The 23,271-nt window shown below is 63.2% G+C and carries 25 protein-coding genes and 2 pseudogenes; 17 read left to right on the forward strand and 10 right to left on the reverse strand.

Annotated features, from left to right (window positions below; all coding sequences use genetic code 11):
* Nucleotide 1: 1 nt before the first annotated feature.
* From ctaD to ACVILI_RS13425, 14 genes and pseudogenes are all read left to right on the forward strand, one after another.
* A complete protein-coding gene (gene ctaD / locus ACVILI_RS13360; protein ID WP_019856990.1) occupies nucleotides 2–1,654 on the forward strand; it encodes a cytochrome c oxidase subunit I in 1,653 nt (550 codons plus the stop codon).
* Nucleotides 1,655–1,728: 74 nt separating this feature from the next.
* Nucleotides 1,729–2,673, forward strand: coding sequence for a heme o synthase (locus tag ACVILI_RS13365; RefSeq protein WP_038645420.1), 945 nt, complete (start codon nucleotides 1,729–1,731; stop codon nucleotides 2,671–2,673).
* Nucleotides 2,674–2,675: 2 nt separating this feature from the next.
* A complete protein-coding gene (locus ACVILI_RS13370) occupies nucleotides 2,676–2,834 on the forward strand; it encodes a hypothetical protein (RefSeq protein ID WP_080512128.1) in 159 nt (52 codons plus the stop codon).
* On the forward strand, nucleotides 2,834–3,466 hold the full coding sequence (locus tag ACVILI_RS13375) for a cytochrome c oxidase assembly protein (RefSeq protein WP_038645422.1): 633 nt from the start codon (nucleotides 2,834–2,836) through the stop codon (nucleotides 3,464–3,466). Before ACVILI_RS13370 ends, ACVILI_RS13375 begins: the two co-directional genes overlap by 1 nt.
* A gap of 1 nt (nucleotide 3,467) precedes the next feature.
* Complete coding sequence (locus ACVILI_RS13380) at nucleotides 3,468–4,349, forward strand: cytochrome c oxidase subunit 3 (protein WP_019856993.1); 882 nt, start codon at nucleotides 3,468–3,470, stop codon at nucleotides 4,347–4,349.
* A gap of 91 nt (nucleotides 4,350–4,440) precedes the next feature.
* Nucleotides 4,441–4,932, forward strand: coding sequence for a L,D-transpeptidase family protein (locus ACVILI_RS13385; protein WP_038652332.1), 492 nt, complete (start codon nucleotides 4,441–4,443; stop codon nucleotides 4,930–4,932).
* A 2-nt stretch (nucleotides 4,933–4,934) separates the two neighbouring features.
* Nucleotides 4,935–5,321 (forward strand): DUF983 domain-containing protein, encoded by a 387-nt coding sequence (locus ACVILI_RS13390; RefSeq protein WP_019856995.1) that lies wholly within the window; start codon nucleotides 4,935–4,937, stop codon nucleotides 5,319–5,321.
* On the forward strand, nucleotides 5,318–6,073 hold the full coding sequence (locus ACVILI_RS13395) for an SURF1 family protein (RefSeq protein WP_019856996.1): 756 nt from the start codon (nucleotides 5,318–5,320) through the stop codon (nucleotides 6,071–6,073). Before ACVILI_RS13390 ends, ACVILI_RS13395 begins: the two co-directional genes overlap by 4 nt.
* Nucleotides 6,074–6,161: 88 nt before the next feature.
* Complete coding sequence (ispH, locus tag ACVILI_RS13400; protein ID WP_038645424.1) at nucleotides 6,162–7,172, forward strand: 4-hydroxy-3-methylbut-2-enyl diphosphate reductase; 1,011 nt, start codon at nucleotides 6,162–6,164, stop codon at nucleotides 7,170–7,172.
* Nucleotides 7,173–7,177: 5 nt separating this feature from the next.
* Nucleotides 7,178–8,140, forward strand: a complete 963-nt coding sequence (locus tag ACVILI_RS13405) for a homoserine kinase (RefSeq protein WP_019856998.1) — start codon at nucleotides 7,178–7,180, stop codon at nucleotides 8,138–8,140.
* A gap of 11 nt (nucleotides 8,141–8,151) precedes the next feature.
* Entirely contained in the window at nucleotides 8,152–8,685 is a 534-nt protein-coding gene (rnhA, locus tag ACVILI_RS13410) for a ribonuclease HI (RefSeq protein WP_038645426.1), read from the forward strand.
* A 40-nt stretch (nucleotides 8,686–8,725) separates the two neighbouring features.
* A pseudogene (locus ACVILI_RS13415) lies at nucleotides 8,726–9,093 on the forward strand (histidine phosphatase family protein); the annotation flags it as partial.
* A gap of 12 nt (nucleotides 9,094–9,105) precedes the next feature.
* Nucleotides 9,106–9,273: a hypothetical protein gene (locus ACVILI_RS13420; protein ID WP_457102740.1), complete on the forward strand. Its 168-nt coding sequence runs from the start codon at nucleotides 9,106–9,108 to the stop codon at nucleotides 9,271–9,273.
* Nucleotides 9,263–9,567 (forward strand): annotated as a pseudogene (locus tag ACVILI_RS13425) (type II toxin-antitoxin system RelE/ParE family toxin). The gene ACVILI_RS13420 and the pseudogene ACVILI_RS13425 overlap by 11 nt, the downstream one beginning before the upstream one ends.
* An 8-nt stretch (nucleotides 9,568–9,575) precedes the next feature.
* Here the strand turns inward: ACVILI_RS13425 and ACVILI_RS13430 are convergent.
* From ACVILI_RS13430 to ACVILI_RS13440, 3 genes are all read right to left on the reverse strand, one after another.
* Nucleotides 9,576–10,052, reverse strand: a complete 477-nt coding sequence (locus tag ACVILI_RS13430; RefSeq protein ID WP_038645428.1) for a DUF2938 domain-containing protein — start codon at nucleotides 10,050–10,052, stop codon at nucleotides 9,576–9,578.
* 95 nt (nucleotides 10,053–10,147) lie between these two features.
* Nucleotides 10,148–10,630 carry a peroxiredoxin gene (locus tag ACVILI_RS13435; protein ID WP_038645430.1) on the reverse strand — a complete coding sequence of 161 codons (483 nt, stop codon included), beginning with the start codon at nucleotides 10,628–10,630 and terminating at the stop codon, nucleotides 10,148–10,150.
* An 87-nt stretch (nucleotides 10,631–10,717) separates the two neighbouring features.
* Nucleotides 10,718–11,524: a protein-disulfide reductase DsbD domain-containing protein gene (locus ACVILI_RS13440; protein ID WP_019857003.1), complete on the reverse strand. Its 807-nt coding sequence runs from the start codon at nucleotides 11,522–11,524 to the stop codon at nucleotides 10,718–10,720.
* Between the two features lie 171 nt (nucleotides 11,525–11,695).
* Between ACVILI_RS13440 and ACVILI_RS13445 the strand changes: the two genes are divergently transcribed.
* Nucleotides 11,696–12,304 (forward strand): YqgE/AlgH family protein, encoded by a 609-nt coding sequence (locus ACVILI_RS13445; protein ID WP_027046619.1) that lies wholly within the window; start codon nucleotides 11,696–11,698, stop codon nucleotides 12,302–12,304.
* 21 nt (nucleotides 12,305–12,325) lie between these two features.
* Here ACVILI_RS13445 and ACVILI_RS13450 read toward each other — a convergent pair whose 3' ends face one another.
* Genes ACVILI_RS13450 through thrC form a run of 4 tightly spaced genes read right to left on the reverse strand, consistent with a single transcriptional unit; the run spans nucleotide 12,326 to nucleotide 18,533 of the window.
* The gene (locus ACVILI_RS13450) at nucleotides 12,326–15,214 is read right to left on the reverse strand and encodes an EAL domain-containing protein (RefSeq protein WP_019857005.1); all 2,889 of its coding nucleotides are present in this window, start codon (nucleotides 15,212–15,214) and stop codon (nucleotides 12,326–12,328) included.
* Nucleotides 15,215–15,217: 3 nt separating this feature from the next.
* Nucleotides 15,218–15,814, reverse strand: a complete 597-nt coding sequence (locus tag ACVILI_RS13455; protein ID WP_010914906.1) for a GNAT family N-acetyltransferase — start codon at nucleotides 15,812–15,814, stop codon at nucleotides 15,218–15,220.
* Between the two features lie 14 nt (nucleotides 15,815–15,828).
* On the reverse strand, nucleotides 15,829–17,121 hold the full coding sequence (locus tag ACVILI_RS13460) for a M16 family metallopeptidase (RefSeq protein WP_038645432.1): 1,293 nt from the start codon (nucleotides 17,119–17,121) through the stop codon (nucleotides 15,829–15,831).
* A gap of 14 nt (nucleotides 17,122–17,135) precedes the next feature.
* Complete coding sequence (gene thrC, locus ACVILI_RS13465) at nucleotides 17,136–18,533, reverse strand: threonine synthase (protein WP_019857007.1); 1,398 nt, start codon at nucleotides 18,531–18,533, stop codon at nucleotides 17,136–17,138.
* Between the two features lie 129 nt (nucleotides 18,534–18,662).
* Between thrC and ACVILI_RS13470 the strand changes: the two genes are divergently transcribed.
* Nucleotides 18,663–19,388 carry a hypothetical protein gene (locus ACVILI_RS13470; protein WP_027046620.1) on the forward strand — a complete coding sequence of 242 codons (726 nt, stop codon included), beginning with the start codon at nucleotides 18,663–18,665 and terminating at the stop codon, nucleotides 19,386–19,388.
* Nucleotides 19,389–19,441: 53 nt separating this feature from the next.
* Here ACVILI_RS13470 and ACVILI_RS13475 read toward each other — a convergent pair whose 3' ends face one another.
* Nucleotides 19,442–20,131, reverse strand: a complete 690-nt coding sequence (locus ACVILI_RS13475) for an HAD family hydrolase (RefSeq protein WP_027046621.1) — start codon at nucleotides 20,129–20,131, stop codon at nucleotides 19,442–19,444.
* Between the two features lie 176 nt (nucleotides 20,132–20,307).
* Here ACVILI_RS13475 and ACVILI_RS13480 point away from each other — a divergent pair, with 176 nt between their 5' ends.
* On the forward strand, nucleotides 20,308–21,441 hold the full coding sequence (locus tag ACVILI_RS13480) for a site-specific DNA-methyltransferase (RefSeq protein WP_038645434.1): 1,134 nt from the start codon (nucleotides 20,308–20,310) through the stop codon (nucleotides 21,439–21,441).
* A gap of 40 nt (nucleotides 21,442–21,481) precedes the next feature.
* Here ACVILI_RS13480 and ACVILI_RS13485 read toward each other — a convergent pair whose 3' ends face one another.
* Together ACVILI_RS13485 and mutY are read right to left on the reverse strand one after the other, a co-directional pair.
* Nucleotides 21,482–22,120, reverse strand: coding sequence for an HAD family hydrolase (locus ACVILI_RS13485; RefSeq protein ID WP_038645437.1), 639 nt, complete (start codon nucleotides 22,118–22,120; stop codon nucleotides 21,482–21,484).
* Between the two features lie 10 nt (nucleotides 22,121–22,130).
* A complete protein-coding gene (gene mutY / locus ACVILI_RS13490; protein WP_081296020.1) occupies nucleotides 22,131–23,264 on the reverse strand; it encodes an A/G-specific adenine glycosylase in 1,134 nt (377 codons plus the stop codon).
* Nucleotides 23,265–23,271: the final 7 nt, after the last annotated feature.

The following is a 23,271-nucleotide window of genomic DNA, read 5'->3' on the forward strand; positions in this document are numbered from 1 at the left end:
CATGGCAGACGCTGCAGCTCACGACAGCCACGACCACAAGCCTTATCATGGCTGGGTGCGCTGGGTCTATTCGACCAACCACAAGGACATCGGCACGCTCTACCTGATCTTCGCGATCATGGCCGGCATCATCGGCGGCGCGCTGTCGGTCGCCATCCGCATGGAGCTGCAGGAGCCTGGCATCCAGATATTCAGCGGTCTGGCGCAGATGGTCTACGGCATGAACGGTGACGCAGCGGTCGACGGCGGCAAGAGCATGTACAATGCCTTCGCCACCGCGCATGCGCTGATCATGATCTTCTTCATGGTCATGCCGGCGCTGATCGGCGGCTTCGCCAACTGGATGGTGCCGATCATGATCGGTGCGCCCGACATGGCGTTCCCGCGCATGAACAACATCTCCTTCTGGCTGCTGCCGCCGGCCTTCATCCTGCTGCTCACCTCGATGTTCGTGCCGAGTGCGCCGGGCGCCTACGGTGTCGGCGGCGGCTGGACGCTCTATCCGCCGCTGTCGACCTCGGGTCAGCCGGGCCCGGCCATGGATCTGGCGATCCTGTCGATCCACATCGCCGGTGCCTCGTCGATCCTCGGCGCCATCAACTTCATCACCACCATCTTCAACATGCGCGCTCCGGGCATGACGCTGCACAAGATGCCGCTGTTCGCCTGGTCGGTGCTGGTCACTGCCTTCCTGCTGCTGCTGTCCCTGCCGGTCCTGGCCGGCGGCATCACCATGCTGCTCACCGACCGCAATTTCGGCACCACCTTCTTCGCCCCCGATGGCGGCGGCGATCCGCTGCTGTTCCAGCACCTGTTCTGGTTCTTCGGCCATCCGGAAGTGTACATCCTGATCCTGCCGGGCTTCGGCATCATCAGCCACATCGTCTCGACCTTCTCGAAGAAGCCGGTGTTCGGTTATCTCGGCATGGCATACGCCATGGTCGCGATCGGCGCCGTCGGCTTCATCGTCTGGGCGCACCACATGTACACGACCGGCCTGTCGCTCGACACGCAGCGCTACTTCGTTTTTGCCACCATGGTCATCGCGGTGCCGACGGGCGTGAAGATCTTCTCCTGGATCGCGACGATGTGGGGCGGGTCGATCTCGTTCAAGACGCCGATGCTGTGGGCGCTGGGCTTCATCTTCCTGTTCACCATCGGCGGCGTCACCGGCGTCCAGCTGGCCAATGCCGGCCTCGACCGCTCGCTGCACGACACCTATTTCGTCATCGCCCACTTCCACTACGTGCTGTCGCTGGGCGCGGTGTTCGCCATCTTCGCCGGCTGGTACTACTGGTTCCCCAAGATGACCGGCTACATGTATTCGCCCGTGATCGCCAACACCCACTTCTGGGTCACCTTCGTCGGCGTCAACCTGATCTTCTTCCCGCAGCACTTCCTTGGCCTGGCCGGCATGCCGCGCCGCACCATCGACTATCCGGACGCGTTTGCCGGCTGGAACTACGTGTCGTCGATCGGCTCTTATATCTCGGCCGTCGGCGTGGTGATCTTCCTCTACGGCGTGTTCGAAGCCTTCCAGAAGAAGCGGATCGCCGGCGCCAACCCATGGGGCGAGGGTGCCACCACGCTCGAATGGCAGCTGCCTTCGCCGCCGCCGTTCCACCAGTGGGAGCAGCTGCCGAAGATCAAGTAAGGCGGCTCCCGCCCGAATACAAAACCGCCGGCCCGCCGGCGGTTTTGGCCAACGGAATGATGGACTGAGTACGCATGGCCCTAGTCGACGAAACCAGCATTGACGAAGCGGGCTTCCGCATGTCGGAAGCGACGGCGGGCGATTTCTTCGCCCTGCTGAAGCCGCGCGTAATGTCGCTGGTAGTGTTCACGGCGTTTGTCGGGCTTGTCGCCGCCCCGGTGACCATCAACCCGCTGCTGGCTGTGATCGCCATCCTGTCCATCGCCATTGGCGCCGGCGCCTCGGGCGCGCTCAACATGTGGTACGACGCCGACATCGACGCGGTGATGACCAGGACCGCAAGCCGTCCGGTGCCGTCCGGCCGCATCCAGCCGCACGAGGCGCTCAGCTTCGGCCTGGTGCTGTCGGTGCTGTCGGTGATGACGCTCGGCGTGCTGGTCAACTGGCAGTCGGCAACGCTGCTGGCCTTCACCATCTTCTTCTATGCCGTCGTCTACACGATGTGGCTGAAGCGCTGGACGCCGCAGAACATCGTCATCGGCGGCGCGGCCGGCGCCATTCCGCCGGTGATCGGCTGGGCCGCGGTGACCGGATCGGTCAGCCTCGAAAGCATCGTCCTGTTCCTGATCATCTTCCTGTGGACGCCGCCGCATTTCTGGGCGCTCGCGCTGTTCAAGTCGGGGGACTATGAGCGTGCCGGCATCCCGATGATGCCCAATGTCGCCGGCCACGCGTCGACCCGCCGTCAGATTTTCGCTTATGCACTGGTGCTGGCCCCGGTCGGCGTGGCGCCGTGGCTGCTCGGCTACACGACGCCTTTCTATGGCGTGGCCGCCATGCTGCTTGGGGTTGGCTTTGTCTGGTATGCGTGGAAAGTGCTCGGTATGGCCGACGACGACCGCGCCATGAAGCCGGCCAAGGCGCTGTTCGCCTATTCGTTGCTTTATCTCTTCGCCATCTTCGCTGCCTACCTGGCCGACAGCGTTGTCGAACGCGCGCTTGCCATGGGTGGGGCATGATCATGGTCGAGGAAAAGCTTGAGACGGTCACCTTGACCGAGCGTCAGAGGAAGGCCCAGCGCAGCCGGTCCATCGCGATCGGCGTGGCGCTGGCGGTGCTTGTCGTCATTTTCTACATCGCCACGATCATCAAGTTCGGCCACAATCTGGGCACGATGTGATGAGCGTCGAGACGTCCAAAAAACCGACCGGCAAGAACAGCAACCGCATCGTCGCTGCGGTGTGCCTTGCCTTCTTCACAGGCATGATCGGCATGGCCTATGCCGCCGTGCCTCTCTACAAAATGTTCTGCCAGGCGACCGGCTATGGCGGCACGACGCAACGTGTCGAGAAGCAGTATGCTGGCCGTGTGCTCGACCGTGAGATCACCGTGCGTTTCGACGCCAATGTCGCCGGTGTGCCGTGGGAATTCCAGCCGGTCCAGCGCTCAATGAGCATGAAGATAGGCGAGACCGTGCAGGCGCATTATCAGGCGACCAACAAGTTCGATCGCCCCGTCACCGGCCGCGCCACCTTCAACGTGCAGCCGGAACTGGCGGGCCCGTATTTCAACAAGGTCGAGTGTTTCTGCTTCACCGATACGTCGCTGAAGCCTGGCGAGACGCTGGACATGCCGGTCCTGTTCTACGTGGACCCCGATATCGTGAATGTGCCGGAACTGAAGGACGTGAAGACGATCACGCTGTCCTACACGATGTTCCCGGCCGAGAAGAACAAGCCGGTTGCCTCTTCGGAGCCGGTACAAGGCACCAGCAAGACAGTTTCAGATACCGAAGCAAATCTCGGGGGTTGATATGGCAGACGCGCACGCAAAACCACAGCATGACTATCATCTGGTTAATCCGAGCCCATGGCCTTTCCTGGGATCGGTAGGCGCACTCGTCACCGCCTTTGGCGGCGTCTGCCTCATGGAGTATTTGAAGGGCGGCTCCTTCCCGATCTTCGGCCACAACATCGCCAATCCGTGGCTGTTCTTCATCGGCCTGGTGATCGTCCTCTACACCATGTTCGCCTGGTGGTCGGACACGATCAAGGAAGCGCATGAGGGCCATCACACGCGTGTCGTGTCGCTGCATCTGCGCTACGGCATGATCATGTTCATCGCGTCTGAGGTGATGTTCTTCGTCGCCTGGTTCTGGGCCTATTTCGACGCCAGCCTTTTTGCCGGTGAGGTGCAGAACTATGCGCGCCACACATTTACCGGTGGTGTCTGGCCGCCGAAGGGCATGGAGGTTCTCGATCCCTTCCACCTGCCGCTCTATAACACCATCATCCTGCTGCTGTCGGGCACCACGGTCACCTGGGCGCACCATTCGCTTATCCATGGCGATCGCAAGGGCCTGATCAACGGCCTGGTGCTGACCGTCGGCCTCGGCATGCTGTTCACCATGGTGCAGGCCTACGAGTACATACACGCTCCGTTCGGCTTCAAGGATTCCATCTACGGCGCCACCTTCTTCATGGCGACCGGCTTCCACGGGTTCCATGTCATCATCGGCACCATCTTCCTGCTGGTTTGCCTGATCCGCGCGATGAAGGGTGATTTCACCCCCAAGCAGCATTTCGGCTTCGAGGCGGCCGCCTGGTACTGGCACTTCGTCGATGTAGTCTGGCTGTTCCTGTTCTCGGCGATCTATGTCTGGGGATCGGCTGGTGCGGTGATCGAAGGCCACTGATCCGGCCTTTGGGATTTTGATTTCAAGAAGGCGGCCGCGGCGACGTGGCCGCCTTCTTCTTTTCGGCGAAATGATCGCCGATCGGTTGCCAATGCGGCAGACAATTCCCTGGGCGATTTGCGCGTTCATCCTCCTGGCATTTCCGGCCTTTGCGGCTGAGCAGGTCGATCTGGTGCGTGTCCACAAGGCGGAGCGGCTACTGGAACTGATCGGCGACGGCAAGGTCGTGCGCCGCTACGGCATTGCGCTTGGCGGGGATCCCGTCAGCCATAAGCACCAGGAGGGCGACCGGCGCACGCCCGAGGGGCGCTATATGCTCGATTGGCGCAACCCCAACAGCATCGCGCACAGATCGATCCACATCTCCTATCCCAGTGCCGACGATCTGGTGGCGGCAAAGGCGCGCAATGTCGACGTCGGTGGCATGATCATGATCCACGGCCAGCCCAATGGTTTCGGCTGGTGGGGCTGGCTGCTTCAATTGGTCGACTGGACTGATGGCTGCATTGCCGTTACGGACTCCGACATGGACGAAATCTGGGCAATGGTGACCGATGGGACACCGATAGAGATCGAGCAGTAGCGATGAGTGAAGACAAGGCGATCTGGCCTCCGATCGATCCGATTTCGGCCGGCCTGCACGGCCGCTGCCCGCGCTGCGGCGAAGGGCGGCTGTTTTCCGGCTTCCTCACCGTCGGCAAACGCTGCGTCAATTGCGGCCTCGATTATTCCTTCGCCGATGCGGGCGATGGCCCGGCGGTCTTCGTCATCCTGATCATCGGCTTCATCATCGTCGGCCTGGCGCTCTGGGTCGAGGTGACGCTGAGCCCGCCGCTGTGGCTGCATCTGCTGGTCTGGATCCCGCTGGCCCTGGTGCTGTGCCTGACGGCGCTGCGGCTGATCAAGGGCGTGCTGCTCACTCTCCAATATGCCAACAAGGCGGCCGAAGGCCGGCTGGACCGCGGCGAATGAGCGAGGCAGCCATCAAAGGTGCCGGCCGTTCGCGGCCACGATCGGCATTGCTGCTCGGCCTTGGCCTGGTGCTGCTTTTGATCCTGCTGGCGCTCGGCACCTGGCAGGTCCAGCGCCTGCACTGGAAGGAAGGTCTCCTGCAGACCATCGACCAGCGCACGCATTCTGCGCCGCTGCCGCTAGCCGAAGTCGAGAAGGAATTCGCCTCCACCGGCGACGTCGACTACACGCCGGTCACGGTCTCCGGCACGTTCCTGCATTCGGGCGAACGGCATTTCTACGCGACCTGGGAAGGTGATGCCGGCTTCAACGTCTACACACCGCTTGCCCTCGATGATGGCCGCTTCGTGCTGATCAATCGTGGTTTCATACCCTATGATCTGAAAGACCCGGCCAAGCGCGCCAAGGGGCAGATCCCAGGCAAGGTGACCATCACCGGGCTTGCCCGCAATCCGTTGCCGGCAAAGCCGTCGATGATGCTTCCCGACAATGACGTGGCAAAGAACATCTTCTACTGGAAGGACCGCGACGCCATGGCGGCGAGCGCCGGCCTGCCGGCCGAGTTCACGCTGGTGCCGATCTTCATCGATGCCGACAAGACGCCGAATCCCGGCGGTCTGCCGATCGGCGGTGTCACCATCATCGACCTGCCGAACAGCCATCTGCAGTATGCGATGACCTGGTATGGGCTTGCCGCGGCGCTGGCCGCAGTGCTCATCCTGCGGCTTCGCCGTCCCGCGAAAGAAGAATGACCGCGCGCGACGCCCCCTTTCTACCGACGCCCTTGACAGGGCAGGGCTAGGCACCTCATTTCGGCGCTGACGAACCGGCCAGGATTTAATGCATCAGACAACCAACAAGCCTCCGCTGACGATCCGGCTCTGCCAGCCGCGCGGTTTCTGCGCCGGCGTCGACCGTGCGATCCAGATCGTCGTGCTGGCGCTGAAGAAATACGGCGCGCCGGTCTATGTCCGCCACGAGATCGTGCACAACCGTTACGTTGTCGAAGGGCTGCAGAGCCTTGGCGCCGTCTTCATCGAGGAACTCTCCGAGATCCCGGCCGAACACCGGCAGTCGCCGGTCGTCTTCTCGGCGCACGGCGTGCCGAAATCGGTGCCGGCGGACGCGCAGGCGCGCAACCTGTTCTATCTCGACGCTACCTGCCCGCTGGTCTCCAAGGTCCACAAACAGGCGATGCGCCATCAGCGGCTTGGCCGCCATGTGCTGTTGATCGGCCACGCCGGGCACCCCGAGGTGATCGGCACCATGGGCCAATTGCCGGACGGCGCTGTCACGCTGGTCGAGACCGAGGCCGATGCCGCCAGGCTCGTGCCCGCCGATCCGAAGGCGCTTGGCTTCGTCACCCAGACCACACTATCAGTCGAGGACACCGCCGGCATTATCCGTGCGCTGCGGGAGCGCTTTCCCGATCTGTATGCGCCGGCGGCGGAATCAATCTGCTACGCAACCACCAACCGCCAGGAAGCGGTCAAGGACACCGCCCCTGGCGCAGATCTCTACCTGATCGTCGGCGCTCCCAATTCCTCCAATTCGCGGCGCCTTGTCGAAGTGGCCGAGCGTGCCGGCGCCACAATGTCGCTTCTCGTGCAGCGCGCAGCCGAGATTCCGTGGAATGACATCGGCAACATTTCGACGCTCGGCCTGTCGGCTGGGGCATCGGCGCCGGAGATCATCGTCGACGAGATCATCGACGCGTTCCGCCAGCGCTTCGATGTCACCATCGACCTGGCCATCACGGCCACCGAAACAGAGGATTTTCCGGTCATGCGGGTACTGCGCGATGTCGAACTGACGCCGGCCGATATGGCCTTCGTCAATGGGGCCGCGTAAGGCAGATGGCGGTCTATACCGACGTTGCGGAGGGCGAACTCGGCGCTTTCCTGAAGCACTATCCGGTTGGCGATCTCCTGTCCTACAAGGGCATCGCCGAAGGCACGGAAAACTCCAACTTCCTGCTGCACACCTCCAGCGGCTCCTACATACTGACGCTCTATGAAAAGCGGGTCGAGAAGGCGGATTTGCCGTTTTTCCTCGGGCTGATGGGCCATCTCGCCAACAAGGGCGTGTCCTGCCCGCTGCCGGTGACCGCGCATGACGGCAGCGTCATCGGCACGCTGGCCGGCCGGCCGGCCGTCATCATCACCTTCCTCGAAGGGCTTTCGCTGCGGCGCCCGACGGCGACGCACTGCGCCGAGGTCGGCAAAGCGCTGGCCGCCTTGCACCTGGCCGGTGCCGATTTTCCGATGACCCGCCCGAATGCGCTCGCCATCGACGGTTGGCGCAAGCTTTGGAACGCAGCCCGCGACCGGGCGGACGAGGTCGAGCCAGGCCTGGCGGCGGAGGTCGACGCCGACTTCGCCGATTTCGCGCGCAACTGGCCTAAGGGCCTTCCGGCGGGCATCATCCATGCCGATCTGTTTCCGGACAACGTCTTCTTCCTGGGCGAAAAGCTGTCCGGCCTGATCGATTTCTATTTCGCCTGTGACGACCTCTATGCCTACGACGTCGCCACCTGCCTCAACGCCTGGTGTTTCGAGAAGGATTTCTCCTTCAACCTCACCAAGGGCAAGGCACTGCTCGCCGGCTATCAGAGCGTGCGCCCGCTGAGCGAAGAGGAAAAGGCGGCACTGCCCATGCTGGCTCGCGGTTCGGCGCTGCGTTTCATGCTGACCCGGCTCTACGACTGGCTGACCGTTCCCGATGGCGGCCTGGTCATGAAACGCGACCCGACCGAATATATCAGGCGGATGCGGTTCCATCGGGCGATCAAATCTGCTTCGGAATATGGATTGGCCTGATATGGGGTATCATGAGCAAACAGGTTGAAATCTTCACCGACGGCGCCTGTTCGGGCAATCCCGGCCCTGGCGGCTGGGGTGCCATCCTGCGCTTCAACGGCACCACCAAGGAGCTTTCCGGTGGCGAGGCCGAAACGACCAACAACCGCATGGAGTTGCTGGCGGCCATATCGGCGCTGAATGCGCTGAAGGAGCCCTGCACGGTCGAGCTTCACACCGACAGCAAATATGTCATGGACGGCATTTCCAAATGGATCCATGGCTGGAAGAAGAACGGCTGGAAGACCGCCGACAAGAAGCCGGTCAAGAACGGCGAGCTGTGGCAGGCGTTGGATGAAGCCAACCGACGCCACAAGGTCACCTGGAACTGGGTGAAGGGCCATGCCGGCCACACCGAGAACGAGCGCGCCGACGAGCTCGCGCGGGAAGGCATGGCGCCGTTCAAGAAGGGCTCTTTCAAGCCGGCGGTATCAGCGCCGAAGCCGGATGCCCAGCCCAAGCAGCCGGTGGCCACGAAAGCGCGTCGTTCGACCCAGAGCTATTGAGTTCCGGCGGCCGGTCCACTTTCAGGCAGGAACCTCGATCGTGCCGATCCTCTACTATGTCACGCATCCCAGGTTCAGATCGATGCCGCCATTCCCGTGCCGGAATGGGGGCTGTCCGGCGTCGGGCGGGCGAGAGCTGTTGCCATGCTCGATCAGCCATGGGTCGGTGCAATCCGGCGCATCGTGTCGTCGGGCGAACGCAAGGCAATAGAAACGGCCGAAATCCTGGCAAGTCATCTCCGCCTTGCGGTCGAGGTCAGGGAGCGGATGCATGAGAATGACCGGTCCGCGACCGGCTTCCTGCCGCCGCCGGAGTTCGAAGCAGTCGCCGACCAGTTCTTCGCCAACCCGCACGAAAGCATTCGCGGGTGGGAGCGGGCCGGCGAGTATGCCACCGCTAGCGAGATTGTGCGTGAAGCGGTGCGGGATTGGCAGGCCAAGCGCGAATTGCGGCATGACGATATTCGCCGGCTGAGGCAACGGTGGGATGAAGGCAAGGCAAGCGGCCCACCGGAGCCTGTGGATTTCGACGCGTTGCGGAAGGAAGCCCGGCGAAAGCTGACGGAAGCCTCGTCGAATGGCCGTTAGGCTGGTTTGGTCACCCGCAGCCAGGACGGACCTCATCGACATCTACGTGACGATAGGCAGCGAAAACATACGGGCGGCCGATCGCTACTATGATCGGTTGGAAGCGCGGGCCATGCAACTGGCAGACCAGCCGCGCATGGGTGTTAGGCGACCGGACATCAGGCCTTCCGCACGAATGCTGGTGGAGGCGCCGTTTGTACTGCTCTACGAAACGATTCCTACACCGACGACGGCCCTGTCGAGTGGGTTGTCCGTGTGGTGGACGGGCGGCGGGATCTGAACCGTCTGTTCTAGCTGTCTAGCTAGCGTATCAGCAGCGCCGTGCCCCAAAGCCCGAGCGCGAAGACCGTGTGCGCCACCAGGTTCAGCGCCCGGATCCGCATCGGATTGGGCCGCCTCGAGGCTGCCCATCCGGCACCCATGCCGGGCGCCAACAGGAACCAGCCGGCGCCGACGGTGACGATGCCGAGGATGAAGGCCGGCAGGAAGGTCGGCGCGGCAAGCCAGCCGGTCCCTGCCAGCACGACCAGGATGATGCCGTAGACGATGCCGACGAAATAGTGAAACGCCCAGCCCAGCGCCACTTCGTGCGCGTAGGGTGCCGCGTCGCCGATATCATCGTGAAAGACCTTGTCGGTGAGATGCCAGACCCAGCGACCGACCGGTCCCCAGTTCGGCCGTGGCTGGCCAAATGCCTTATGGAACAGGATGGCCCAGAGATCCATCAGCACCGTGGCGCCGATGCCGATCACGACAGCGCGCCAGAAGACGTCGAACATCGTTGGGATCCCCCCCGAAAGCCGGCAGTTCTGGGGTGCAAGCGGTCGTCGGGCGAGGTCAGCCCTGCGGCTTCGCCCGACGCGACCGTTGACGCCTAGAGCTGCCCGAGAATATGAGCCGCGCCGGACTCGTCGACACCCGGCTTGGTCTCGACATTGATCGCGGTGACCTTACCGTCGTCGACGATCATCGAAAACCGCTTCGAGCGCAGGCCCATGCCGGCGGCGGAAAGGTCGTTGTCGAGGCCGACCGCCTTGGCGAAATCGCCGCTGCCGTCGGCGAGGAACAGGATCTTGCCCTCACCGCCGGTGAAGCGCGCCCAGGCGCCCATGACATGGACGTCGTTGACCGAAACGACGGCGATGGTGTCGACGCCGCGTGCCAGGATCGCGTCATGGTTTTCGAGATAGCCGGGCAGGTGGTTGTTGCTGCAGGTCGGCGTGAAGGCGCCGGGAACACCGAACAGGACCACTTTCTTGCCCGGGAAAATCTCGGCTGAGGTGATCGTCTTGGCGCCGTCGTCGGTCATCGTCTTGAAGGTTACCTCGGGCAGCTTGTCGCCGACGGAAATGGTCATGAGTTCCTCGCTTGGGGAATGGGAAGGAAGGATGCATGCTTGCGTAGCGAACTCGGCGGCGTCCTGCAACCGTTCGGGCAAGCTGGATCAAGGGAAAGGCAGCAGCCCTTCGACGGCGCCCGCCGAACTCGTCAGCGTGTAGTGAAGTCCGCCATCCGTTGGCGTTGCCGAGGGGCGGTCGAGGATCGGCACGGTGAAGATCAGCTTGCCGTCCTTTTCGCTGCGGGAAGGGGCGCCGAACATGTAATCCCGCTCGCCGGCGACGAAGAAATCCGCCGCGTCGGGGTCACCGGGAAAATTCGCCTCGACAACCAGCGTCTCGTGATCGCCCGGCAGGACATTGATGCCGAAATCCGATCTCGCGGGCGCCGGCAATGCCGCGAAACTTGCCTTCACCAGGGCTGCATCGTCTGCATTGTCGGGGTCGGAACCAGGGTCGACCGTCAGCCGCGTCTGCACCGGTATGCAGATCGTTTCGCAAATGCCGAGGAAGACGTCGGCGTCGATGACGGCCGAATCCTTCGCTGCCGATAATTTGAACACCACGGGCAGCGAAACCGGATAGTTGTAGCCTGCCCATTTGCCATAACCATCGTCGTGACGTTGGGGTGCCGGAAACGAGAGTGTGGCGTCGGCAATATTGGTGCTGGCCGAAACATCGAGCTGCGGCGGCACACCGGCGTCGCCCGGATCACGCCAATAGGTCTTCCAGCCCGGCTTGAGCGCGATGTCGAGAACGCCCTGGATGCGGCCGGCCTCGTCGGCTTTGCCTGATGTCACCAGCCGCACCTTGCCGCCTTCGCTGTTGTACCAGGCGGACGAGGAGGCCGAGGCGGGGAGAACGCTCGCCGATCCGATGGCGGCGCCGAGCAACAGGATTTTCAAGCTTTGCATGGCGGTGATTTGATCGTCCGTTCGTGGCGGTGCAATGATTTCATGGCCCTGCCGGCATCATATTTGCGTGACCCCTGGTGGCAAGCCATGGCGGCCTGGCGCCATGGGCTTTGGTCGAATCCGGCGCGGCGCATCTTTTCGGCGCCGGGGAAACACGGTACCCTCCCTGTCATGGATTTGTTGCGCCACAAAAAGACGGCTGCTGGACGCGGCTTTCTCGACGATCAGTTCCTGATTGCCATGCCCGGCATGAAGGACGACCGTTTCACGCGCTCGGTCATCTACATCTGCGCCCACAGCGATGAAGGCGCGATGGGCCTGATCATCAACCAGACACAGCAGATGCTGTTTCCGGATCTGTTGGTGCAGCTCGGCATCATGAACGAGCAGGAAGCGATCCGCCTGCCGGCGCAGGCGCGCGATTTCGTCGTGCGCAATGGCGGGCCTGTCGATCGCAGCCGAGGCTTCGTCCTGCATTCGGGCGACTACCGCGTGGAATCGTCGCTGACCGTTTCCGACGATATCTGCCTGACCGCGACGGTCGATATATTGCGCGCTATATCGTCGGGCCGCGGCCCGCGTCACGCGCTGATGGCGCTCGGCTATTCCGGATGGGGCGCCGGCCAACTGGAAACCGAGATCGCCGAGAATGGCTGGCTGACCTGTCCGGCCAGTCCCGAACTTCTCTTCGACGCGGACATCGAGCGCAAATACGATCGCATCCTCGCCTCGATCGGTATCGATCTGGCGCATCTCAGCCTGGCTGCCGGACACGCCTGACCTGTCACGCTAACGCAGCCTCTAAGCCTGCGTCAGCGGATACTGCTCCTTCAACGTCTTCAGCACCTGGTCGCCCGGCATCGGCGCGCCGAACATGAAGCTCTGCACATATTCGCAACCCATCTGGCGCAATTCCAGCGCATCGCGTTCGTCCGAGATGCCCTCGGCGACCACCGACAGGCCGAGTTCATGCGCCATGTTGACCATGGATTTGAGCAGCACAGCGCGCTTCGGCGTGCTGTCATCGACGAAACTCTTGTCGATCTTGATCGTGTCGAACGGGAAACGCGTCAAATAGGCGAGCGATGAATAGCCGGTGCCGAAATCGTCCAGCGACAGGCCGATGCCGAGCTGTTTCAGCTTGGTCAGCACATGGGCGGTCTGCTCGGGATTGTCCATCACCAGGGACTCGGTGAGCTCGAGCCGGAAGCAGCGCGGCTTCAGATTGGCCCGCGCGATGACCGAGCGGACATCGCTGACCAGGTCGCGGCGGATGAGCTGGCGGCTGGACAGATTGACCGAGACCGACAGCGGCGCGTCGCCGATCTGCTTTTGCCATCCGGCCAGGTCCTCGGCCGCCTGCTGCATGGCGAACAGCCCGAGCTGCACGATCAGCCCGCAGCTTTCGGCGACCGGAATGAAATCCGCCGGCGGAATCATGCCGCGGCGCGGATGGTCCCAGCGCAGCAAGGCCTCGAAGCCGGCGACGCTGCCGTCCTCCAGCCGCACGATCGGCTGGTAGGCAAGGGTGAATTCGCGCCGCTCGATGGCGCGCCGCAAATCGGATTCGAACTGCAGCCGGTCGGTGCCGACGGTGCGGAAAGCCGGGCGGAACGGCTCGATCCTGTCGCCGCCGAAACGCTTGGCCTGATGCATGGCAAGTTCGGCGTCCTTGACCATGTCCTCGGCCGAAGTCTGCGCCGAGGTCCAGGTGATCAGGCCGATCGAGGCGGTCAGCACGATCTCGCGCTTGGCGAAGGTGATCGGGTTGTTGATCGCATGCTTGATGGCGTCCGCCACGCCGGCGATGCGGGCGGGGTCCTGTTCGGACAAAAGCATCAGCGCGAACTGGTCGCCGGCAAAGCGCGACAGCGAATCCTTCGGCTTCAACAGCCGGTGCAGGCGCCGAGCGATGGTCAGCAGGATGGTGTCGCCGGCCGAGATGCCGAGCCCGTCATTGACCTGCTTGAAGCGGTCTATGTCGATGACGAAGACTGTCGGACGCACCTTCTCTTCGGTGCGGGCGATCGAGATGATCGCTTCCAGCCGGTTCATGAACAGTTCGCGGTTCGGCAGGCCGGTCAAATTGTCGTGCACGGCATCGTGCAGCAGCCGCTCCTCGGACTTCTTCTGCTCGGTGACGTCGACCATGGTGCCGACGCAGCGGATGACTTCGCCGTCCGATCCTATGACCGGCCGCGCCCGCAAGGCGAACCAATGATAGTGCCCGTCGGCGCCGCGCAGGCGGAAATTCTGCGCCACCCGGCCGCGCCGGTGCTCCAGCACCACGTCGAGCGTCGTGCGGAACGTGTCGCGGTCGTCGGCATGCAGCACCGGCAGCCAGTTGCGCGCGGCACCACCAAGGCTGTTGGGCGCTAGGCCGAGCTGGATGCTGACATCAGGCTTGGTGACGACGCGGTCGCGCAGAACGTCCCAGTCCCACACCGTGTCGCCCGACCCGGCCACCGCCAGCGCCTGGCGTTCGAGGTCGGAGAACAGCCCCTGATGCAGCGCGCCGCCGGCGAAGGCATGCTGCATGACGGTGAAGCCGATCAACAGGATGATCAGGATCAGCCCGCCGCCGAGCGCCGGCTGGGCGATGTCATTGTCGAGCATGCCGGTGATCGCCATCCACGACCCGCATAGCCACAACAGCACCATGACCCAACTGGGCACCAGCATGATGGCGCGGTCATAACCACGAATTCCGAGGAAGATGATCAGGCCGAGCCCGGTCAATGCGGTGGCGGCAAAGGAGATGCGGGCGATGCCTGCGGCGACCGCCGGATCGACGATGGCCACGCCTGCAATCAGCACCAGCCCGAGGATCCAGACCAGCGCGCCATAGCTGAAGTGACCGTGCCAGCGGTTGAGGTTGAGATAGGCGAACAGGAAGACCACAAAGGTCGCCGCAAGCGCCACCTCCGTTCCAGCTCGCCACATCTGCTCGTTGCCGGGCGAGATTTCGATGACCTTGTTGAGGAAACCGAAATCGACGCAGATATAGGCAAGCACCGCCCAGGCAAGGGCCGCGGTTGCCGGGAACATCGAGGTCCCCTTGACCACGAAAAGGATGGTCAGGAACAGCGCCAGAAGGCCCGCAATGCCGATGACGATGCCGCGAAACAGCGTGTAGGAGTTGACCGAGTCCTTGTAGGCTTCCGGCTCCCACAGATAGACCTGCGGCAGCTTGGGCGAGGCGAGTTCGGCGATGAAGGTGATCACCGTTCCCGGGTTCAGCGTCACCCGGAACACATCGGCGTCAGGGCTGGTCTGGCGGTCGAGCGCGAAGCCCTCGCTGGGCGTGATCGCTGCAATGCGGGTTGCGCCGAGATCGGGCCAGAAGATGCCGGAATTGACCAGCCGGAAATGCGGCGCCACGATCAGCCTGTCGAGCTGCTGGTCGGTGGTGTTGGCCAGCGCAAACACCGCCCAGTCGCCGGTCGAACGCGCGTCATTGGCCTCGACCTCGATGCGCCGCACGATGCCGTCAGGCCCGGGCGCGGTCGATACCTGGAAGTTCTCACCCTGGTTGCGGTAGATCTCGAAGGCGCGCGACAGGTCGAGCGCGACGTCGTCGCGGGCAATCTTGATCGGTTCGACGGCAAAGGCCGACGAAGCCGCGCACAGCGTCAGGATTGCCGCGAGGACAAAGGCGAACAGCGGCCCGTTTCGCAGGAAATTCGTCAAAAATCAGTCCTTCGTTCCTGCGTCCAGCGGATCGTCCGCGATCCGGGCGTAGAGGTAATGGTCCTGCCAGATGCCGTTGATCCTGAGATAAGATCTTAACAGTCCTTCGCGCCGGAATCCGGCTTTTTCAAGCACGCGGATCGATCGAATGTTGTCGGGAATACAGGCGGCTTCGATCCGGTGCAACCTCAGCGTATCGAAGGCGAACCGGGCCACGACCTTGACCGCGTCGGTCATCAGGCCGCGGCCGCCGAAGCGCTCGCCGATCCAGTAGCCGACATGGCCGCTTTGCGAGACACCGTGGCGTATGTTGCCGAGCGTGATGCCGCCGGCCAGCTTGCCGCTCGACTTCTCGAAGATGAAGAAGGCGATCGCGGTTCCCTGCGCATAATCTTCGCGGTAGCGGCTGATGCGCAGGCGCCATGCCGTGCGGTCGAGTTCATCGGGGGTCCAGCGCGGCTCCCACGGCTCCAGGAAGGCGCGGCTTTCGCCGCGCAGCGTCGACCATTCCCGATAGTCATTGGTGTATGGCACGCGCAACGTGACGAGATTGCCCTTCAGCGCCGGCAGGTCACGGCGAAAGAAAGGGAGCGCGAACACGGCGCTTGGGGGACTTAGACGGCGAGCCTGCGGGCCGTGGTCTGCGTGCCCGGAAGCGAATCGAGGATCGCCTCATATGGTGCCAGCGTACCCACGGGCCCGACAGCGGTGAGCGTCGGTTTGGTTGAGAACATCCGCGACGACAGGTCTGTCAGCCGCCCCACCGTCAGCGCCGACAGGCGCTCCATCAATTCCTCCTTGGCGATCGGCCTGCCGAATAAAAGCAGTTGCCTTGCGATCTGCGAGGCGCGGCTGGCCGGGCTTTCGGCGGACATGATCAGCCCTGCGCGATACTGCGCGCGCGCGCGGTCGAGTTCTTCCTGCAGGATGTTCTCGCCGGCCTTCTGCAGCTCGTCGATGATGACAGGCACGAGTTCGGCGATGTCGCTCTGGCCCGTCGCGGCGTGGACGCCGAAAATGCCGGTGTCGGAAAAGCCCCAGTGGAAGGCATAGACCGAATAACACAGGCCGCGTTTCTCGCGGACTTCCTGGAACAGGCGCGACGACATGCCGCCGCCGAGGATCATCGACAGCACCTGCGAGGCATAGAAATCGCGCACGTGATAGGCGCGGCCTTCGAAGCCCAGCACGATCTGCGCGTCCATCAGGTCGCGGTCCTCGCGGAAATCGCCGCCGACATATTGCGCATATTGCGGGATGGTGCTGTCGGCCTTGCTGCGGAAGCCGCCGAGCTGCTTCTCCACCTCGCGCACGAAATTGTCGTGCTTGATGTCGCCGGCAGCCACGATCACCATCCGTTCGGCGCCATATTGGCGTTCGATGAAATCGTGCAGCTGCTTGGAGGTGAAGGATTTGACGGTTTCCGGCGTGCCCAGGATCGAGCGGCCGATGGTCTGGTGGCGAAAGGCCGTCTCGGTGAAACGGTCGAAGACGATATCGTCTGGCGTATCGTGGGCAGCGCCGATCTCCTGCAGGATGACGTGCTGCTCGCGCTCGAGTTCCTGCGGGTCGAATTCGGACTCCTGCAGGATGTCGGCGAGGATGTCGACGGCCAGCGGCACGTCGTCGCTGAGCACCCTGGCGTAGTAGGATGTGGTCTCGACACTGGTGGCGGCATTGATCTCGCCGCCGACATCCTCGATTTCCGATGCGATTTCGAAGGCCGTCCGTCGCTTCGTGCCCTTGAACGCCATGTGCTCGAGCAGATGGGCCATGCCATGCTCTTCGTCACGTTCATTGCGGGCACCGGACTTGACCCAGGCACCCAAGGCAACCGATTCGATACTTGGAAGGGTTTCGGTGGCGACTGTCAGGCCGTTCGACAGACGGCTTACCTCAACACCCATATGGTTCGTACTCCCTAACGCGCCGCCCGCGCGCGGCGGCTGACGTAATCTTCCACCATTTTCAGGTCGGATGGAAGTACCGTGTATTTTTCCTCAAATGTCATCAATCCGCCTAGCCATGCGGGCAGGGCCGGCGAGACGCCGCTGGCGGCCTCGACGGCGGCCGGAAATTTGGCCGGGTGCGCTGTGCCCAGCACCACCATCGGCACGGCGCTTGCCGCCTTGCCAGCCGCGACATGCACGGCTGCCGCCGTGTGCGGGTCGAGCAGGTAATTGCTGGCCGCGAGCGTCGAACGGATGGTGGCGGCGACCTCGTCCATGGTGGCGCGGCCGGCGTCGAACTCCGACCGCATCCCATTGATTTCACGGGCTTCAATGGTGAAGGCGCCGGACTGCTTCAGGCCGTCCATGTAGCGTCGCACGGTCGCCGCGTCGCGGTTGGAGGCTTCGAACAGCAGGCGTTCGAAATTCGACGAAACCTGGATGTCCATCGAAGGCGAAGTGGTCGCAAAGACACCCTTGGTGCGGTACTCGCCGGTGGCGAAAGTGCGCGCCAATATGTCGTTGTCGTTGGTGGCGATGACCAGCCGTTCGATCGGCAGGCCCATTTTCTTGGCGGCATAGCCGGCGAAGATATCGCCGAAATTGCCGGTCGGGACGGTGAACGACACCGGTCTGTCCGGCGCGCCGAGCGACAGGGCCGAGGAGAAATAGTAGACGATCTGGGCCATGATGCGCGCCCAGTTGATCGAATTGACCCCCGACAGCGCCACCCGGTCGCGGAAGGCGTGGTCGTTGAACATGTCCTTGAGCAGCCCCTGGCAGTCGTCGAAATTGCCTTCGATCGCTAGCGCATGGACGTTTTCCGCCTTCGACGTCGTCATCTGCCGCTGCTGCACCGGCGAAACGCGGCCATGCGGGAACAGGATGAAGATGTCGGTGCGGCTGCGCCCGGCAAAGGCGTCGATCGCCGCGCCGCCGGTGTCGCCTGACGTGGCGCCGACGATGGTGGCATGCTGGTCGCGTTCGGCAAGCACATGGTCCATCAGCCGGGCGAGCAGCTGCATCGCCACATCCTTGAATGCCAGCGTCGGCCCATGGAAGAGTTCGAGGACAAACGTGTTGGGGCCGGTCTGGACAAGCGGGCAGACCGCCTCGTGACGGAACGTGGCATAGGCTTCGCGCACCAGGCGCTCGAAGACCGGCGCCGGAATTTCGCCGCCAAGGAACGGCGACAGCACGCGGATCGCGAGATCGGGATAGGCAAGGCCACGCATGGCACGGATATCGGAAGCTGAAAACTGCGGCCACTCGCGCGGCACGTAAAGCCCGCCATCGCGTGCCAGCCCCGCCAGCACGGCATCGGAAAATCCAAGCGCGGGTGCTTCCCCGCGCGTACTCACATATTGCATATCTCAGTCCCGTTGCCGCTTGGCTTTTCCGTTCACCACAAGGTGGTTAATTTCTGTGCCGGCTCCAGTCGCATTTTTGCCGCGCCGTTGATATACGTCACCAGCTTTACGAGAGGGAAGTGCAGTTTCATGGCGTTTCGTACATCAAGTGGCCGCTTTTTGGCGGGTCTTGCGCTCACCGGCTTTATGCTCGCCGCCGCCGGCTGCCAATCGGGCGACAATGGCATCCTTAACCTCGGTTTCGGCAAGAAGGACCCGACGGCGCCTCCGCCTCCGCAGGATCCCAAGATTCTGGCCAGCCAGCTGAACGCCTATTGCCCGCGGGTGACGGTGCGCGACGGCACGGCCTTTTTCAACACCTATGCCAACGAGGTCAAGAAGGCCAAGCCGAAGCTCAAGAAGACCGGCGACGCCGCCGCGGATGCCGCGGCGCAGGCCGCGGCTGACGCCGCCGCTGCCACACCGCCTGATGATTCCGCGAGGATCATTTACCAGGCGTCGATTTCCGACGTGACCCGCGATTGCAGCCGTGCCGACGGACAGCTGACGATGAAGATAGCGGTTGCCGGCAAGATCGTGCCGGGAGCGAAGTTTACGCCCGGCACCATCACCATGCCGATCCGCACCGCGGTGATGCACGGCACCGACGTGCTCTATTCGCAGATTCACCAGTACCAGGTCCAGGTCACCGATCCGTCGGTCGCCACCCAGTTCGTCTTCACCGATTCCAATGTCGTCGTGCCGGCACCGACGGCGCAGGATTATCAGGTCTATGCCGGCTATGACGAAACCGCGCCGAAGGCGACGGACAAGCCGAAGAAGACCCACAGGAAGAGGGCCGCGGCGACAAACTAGTCGGGGTCTAGTCCTGATACTTTAAGGGCAACGTGCGTGGCGGCGCACGGTGCTCAGGCGTCGGCCGACCATTCCGAAAGCGCCGCGATCACGCTTTTCAGCTCTGCCCAGCGGCGGATCACCGTTTCGGCGCCGGCCTCGGTCAGCGCGTCGGCATGGCCAGGGTAGCTGTGGCTGGCGCCGGTGAAGCCGATCACCCGCATGCCGGCTGCCTTGGCGCCGGCGACGCCGTGCACGGAATCCTCGATGACGAAAGTGTTGGCTGGGTTCGCGCCGAGTCTTTCCGCCGCGAACAGGAACACGTCCGGCGCGGGTTTGGTCTTTTTGCTCGGTATTTCCAGTGCCGAGAAGATGCGGCCGGCGAAGAAGGTCAGCAGATGCACTTTCTCCAGCATGAATTCTATCCGCTCCGAGCGTGAGTTAGAGCAGATGCAGCGTTGCGCCGTGACCGAGGCGACCGCTTCGCGCACGCCCTCGATGGCACGCACATCGCTGCGCAGTTTGCGGTCGACGAGCTCTTCGGCGCGGTCGATCAGCGACGCCTGGAACGGAATCTTGGACTTCTCCTCGATCCGCATCAGTATGTCCTTGAACGTCAGGCCCGCATAGCTTTCGGCAATCTCCTCGGCCGAGATTTCATATCCGGCGAGCGTTATCAGCTCGGCCTCGACCCGCGCGGCGATGATTTCGGAATCGACGAGCACGCCGTCGCAATCGAAGATGACAAGGTCTGGCTGGGGCATGGTGATCCGGACAAAGAAAGGATGAAGCGGCCAGGAAGGCCTCAGGCGGCGCGGCATACACCAATGGCCCGGCCTTCGCAAACCTGGCAGGCGATCGCGCCGGCCTTCACCGAATATTTACGCTGATCGGTAACCATAACGGGGAGTAAACAGTAACGCGTGCCTTGGGTGTAAAAATGTCTGCCGTGCGTCTTCTCCACGAGTTGTCCCGCGCTCCCCAGCAATCCGAATGGCTGGACACGATCCTCAAGGGCGACTGCGTCGCGGCCCTCGACCGCCTACCCGAAAAGTCGATCGACGTCATCTTCGCCGATCCGCCCTACAATCTGCAGCTCGACGGCGATCTGCACCGGCCCGACCAGTCCAAGGTTGACGCGGTCGACGATCACTGGGACCAGTTCGAGAATTTTGAGGCCTATGACGCCTTCACCCGCGCGTGGCTTTTGGCGGCGCGCCGCGTGCTGAAGCCCAACGGCACCATCTGGGTCATCGGCTCCTATCACAACATCTTCCGGGTCGGCGCCAAGATGCAGGATCTGGGCTTCTGGATCCTCAACGACGTGGTCTGGCGCAAGACCAATCCGATGCCGAATTTCCGTGGCCGCCGTTTTCAGAACGCGCATGAGACGATGATCTGGGCTTCCCGGGACCAGAAGGGCAAGGGCTATACGTTCAACTACGAGGCGCTGAAGGCGTCCAACGACGACATCCAGATGCGCTCCGACTGGCTGTTCCCGATCTGCACCGGCGGCGAGCGGCTGAAGAACGACAATGGCGACAAGCTGCACCCGACGCAGAAGCCGGAAGCGCTGCTCGCCCGCATCATGATGGCCTCGACCAAGCCCGGCGACATCGTGCTCGACCCCTTCTTCGGCTCCGGCACGACAGGTGCGGTCGCCAAGCGTCTTGGTCGCCATTTCGTCGGCATTGAGCGCGAGCAGCCCTATATCGACGCCGCCAACGAGCGTATCGATGCGGTGCGGCCGCTGGAGGATGCTGATCTGACGGTGTTAACCGGCAAGCGCGCCGAGCCGCGCGTCGCCTTCGTCAGCCTTCTCGACACCGGGCTGATGCAGCCGGGCGTCACGCTGTACGACGCCAAGAAGCGCTGGGCGGCCAAGGTGCGCGCCGACGGCACGGTGGCGATCGGCGACAGCGCCGGCTCGATCCACAAGATCGGCGCCGAAGTGCAGGGGCTGGACGCCTGCAATGGCTGGACCTTCTGGCATTATGAGCGCAGCGGCGGGCTGACCCCGATCGACGAACTGCGCCGCATCGCCCGTCTCGGCATGGAGCGGGCAGGGGGCTGACCCCCTGCCGAATTATCGCGTATTGCGTTGAATCAAAATCTCAGCGCATCGCCGCAAGCGATTCAGATCGCGCCTTGATTCCCAAGCGTTCAAGATCTGCTTGAAGCGTCCTGGCATCGGTGAACAGCACGGCTTTCCAGCCCGCGGCCTTGGCGCCGTCGACATTCTTCTGGCTGTCGTCGATGAACAGCGTCGCCGAGGGTTCGAGCCCGAACGCAGCCACGTGATGGTCATAAATGTCACGATCCGGCTTGATCTTGCCGATCTCGCCGGAGATGGTCACGCCGCGTGGCCGATTGAGGAAATCGAAGCGTTCGCGGGCTTCCGCCAGAGTGTCGGAGGCGAAGTTGGTCAGCATGGTCACATCATGGCCGCTCTCGATCAGGCCAAGCATTATGGCGACGCTGTCGTCATAGGCATGCGGCACCATGTCGTGCCAGTGGCGGCGGAAATTGCGGATGTTTTCCGCATGGTCGGGATAGTCCGCAATCAGCAGCGCCTCGGCCTCTTCCCAGCTCCGGCCGCGATCCTGCTCGATGTTCCAGTCATGCGTGCAGATATTGTCGAAGAACCACTTTCTCTCTTCGGCATCGGGGATGAGGCGGCTGAACGGAATGTCTGGATCGTAGTGGATCAGCACGCGGCCGATGTCGAAAACGATGTGGCGGATCTCGGTCATGAAGCCTCTTTCAATGCGGGCGTTGCTTTTTCGTCGCGCCGGGTATCGCAGCCTCGATTGCCTTTTTCATGACAGTGGGCAGGGCCTCTTCGGAAATCTCGTGGGCGTGCGACCAGAAATGCCCTGCCGGCGCAGCACCTTTGATGTGGGCGTGAAAGACTTCGAGCTCGAGCGCGAAATGGGTGAAGACATGCGTGATTGTCCCGGCGCGCCGCCAGTCGCCGGGAAAGGGCGCCGCCGCCTGCGTGGTGGCGCCGTCCACCCGCGCGGTCCAGCCCGTTGTCGGCACCTCGGTCATGCCGCCGAGCAGACCTTTGTCCGGCCGTTTTCGCAGAAGTATGGCCCCGTCCTCGCGCATGGCGACGAAAGCAGCACCGCGTCGCTGCGGCTTGTCGGCTTTGGGCAGCCGCACCGGGAAGTTTTCAGGGTCGCCCGAAACGACGGCACTACAGCTCTCGCGCAGCGGGCACAGCATGCAGCGCGGCCGGCGCGGGGTGCAGATCGTGGCGCCGAGATCCATCATCGCCTGGGCGAAATCGCCCGGCCTCGCCACCGGCACCATGGCCTCGACATGGGCGCGTATCTCGGTCTTGGCTTCGCTGAGCGGCGTGGTGATCGAAAACAGCCTCGATATGACGCGTTCGACATTGCCGTCGACCACGGCAGCGGGGCGGTCGAAAGCGATCGCCGTGATCGCCGCCGAGGTGTAGGCGCCGATGCCGGGCAGGTCTCTCAAACCGGCCTCGGTGTCGGGAAACCGGCCGCCGCGTGCCGCCACCAGATCGGCGCAGGCCTTGAGGTTGCGGGCGCGGGAGTAATAGCCGAGCCCCGCCCAGGCCTTCATCACGTCCTCGGTCGGCGCCGCGGCCAGTGCCTCGACATCGGGCCATTTCTCGACAAAGGCTCGAAAATAGGATTTCACCGCCTCGACTGTGGTCTGCTGCAGCATGACTTCGGACAGCCAGATGCGGTAGGGATCGGGCCGCACGCCGCGTGCATGCTCGCGCGGGCTCACCCGCCACGGCAGCTCGCGATGATGCACGTCGTACCAGGCGAGCAGGCGCGACGCGGTATCGTCCGGCATTGCCTTGCGTGTCTGGGCCTTGCGTGCCTGGGTCTTGCGGGTCTGGTCTGCTGGTGCCATTGATCGT

The organism is Mesorhizobium sp. USDA 4775, from assembly GCF_054062655.1.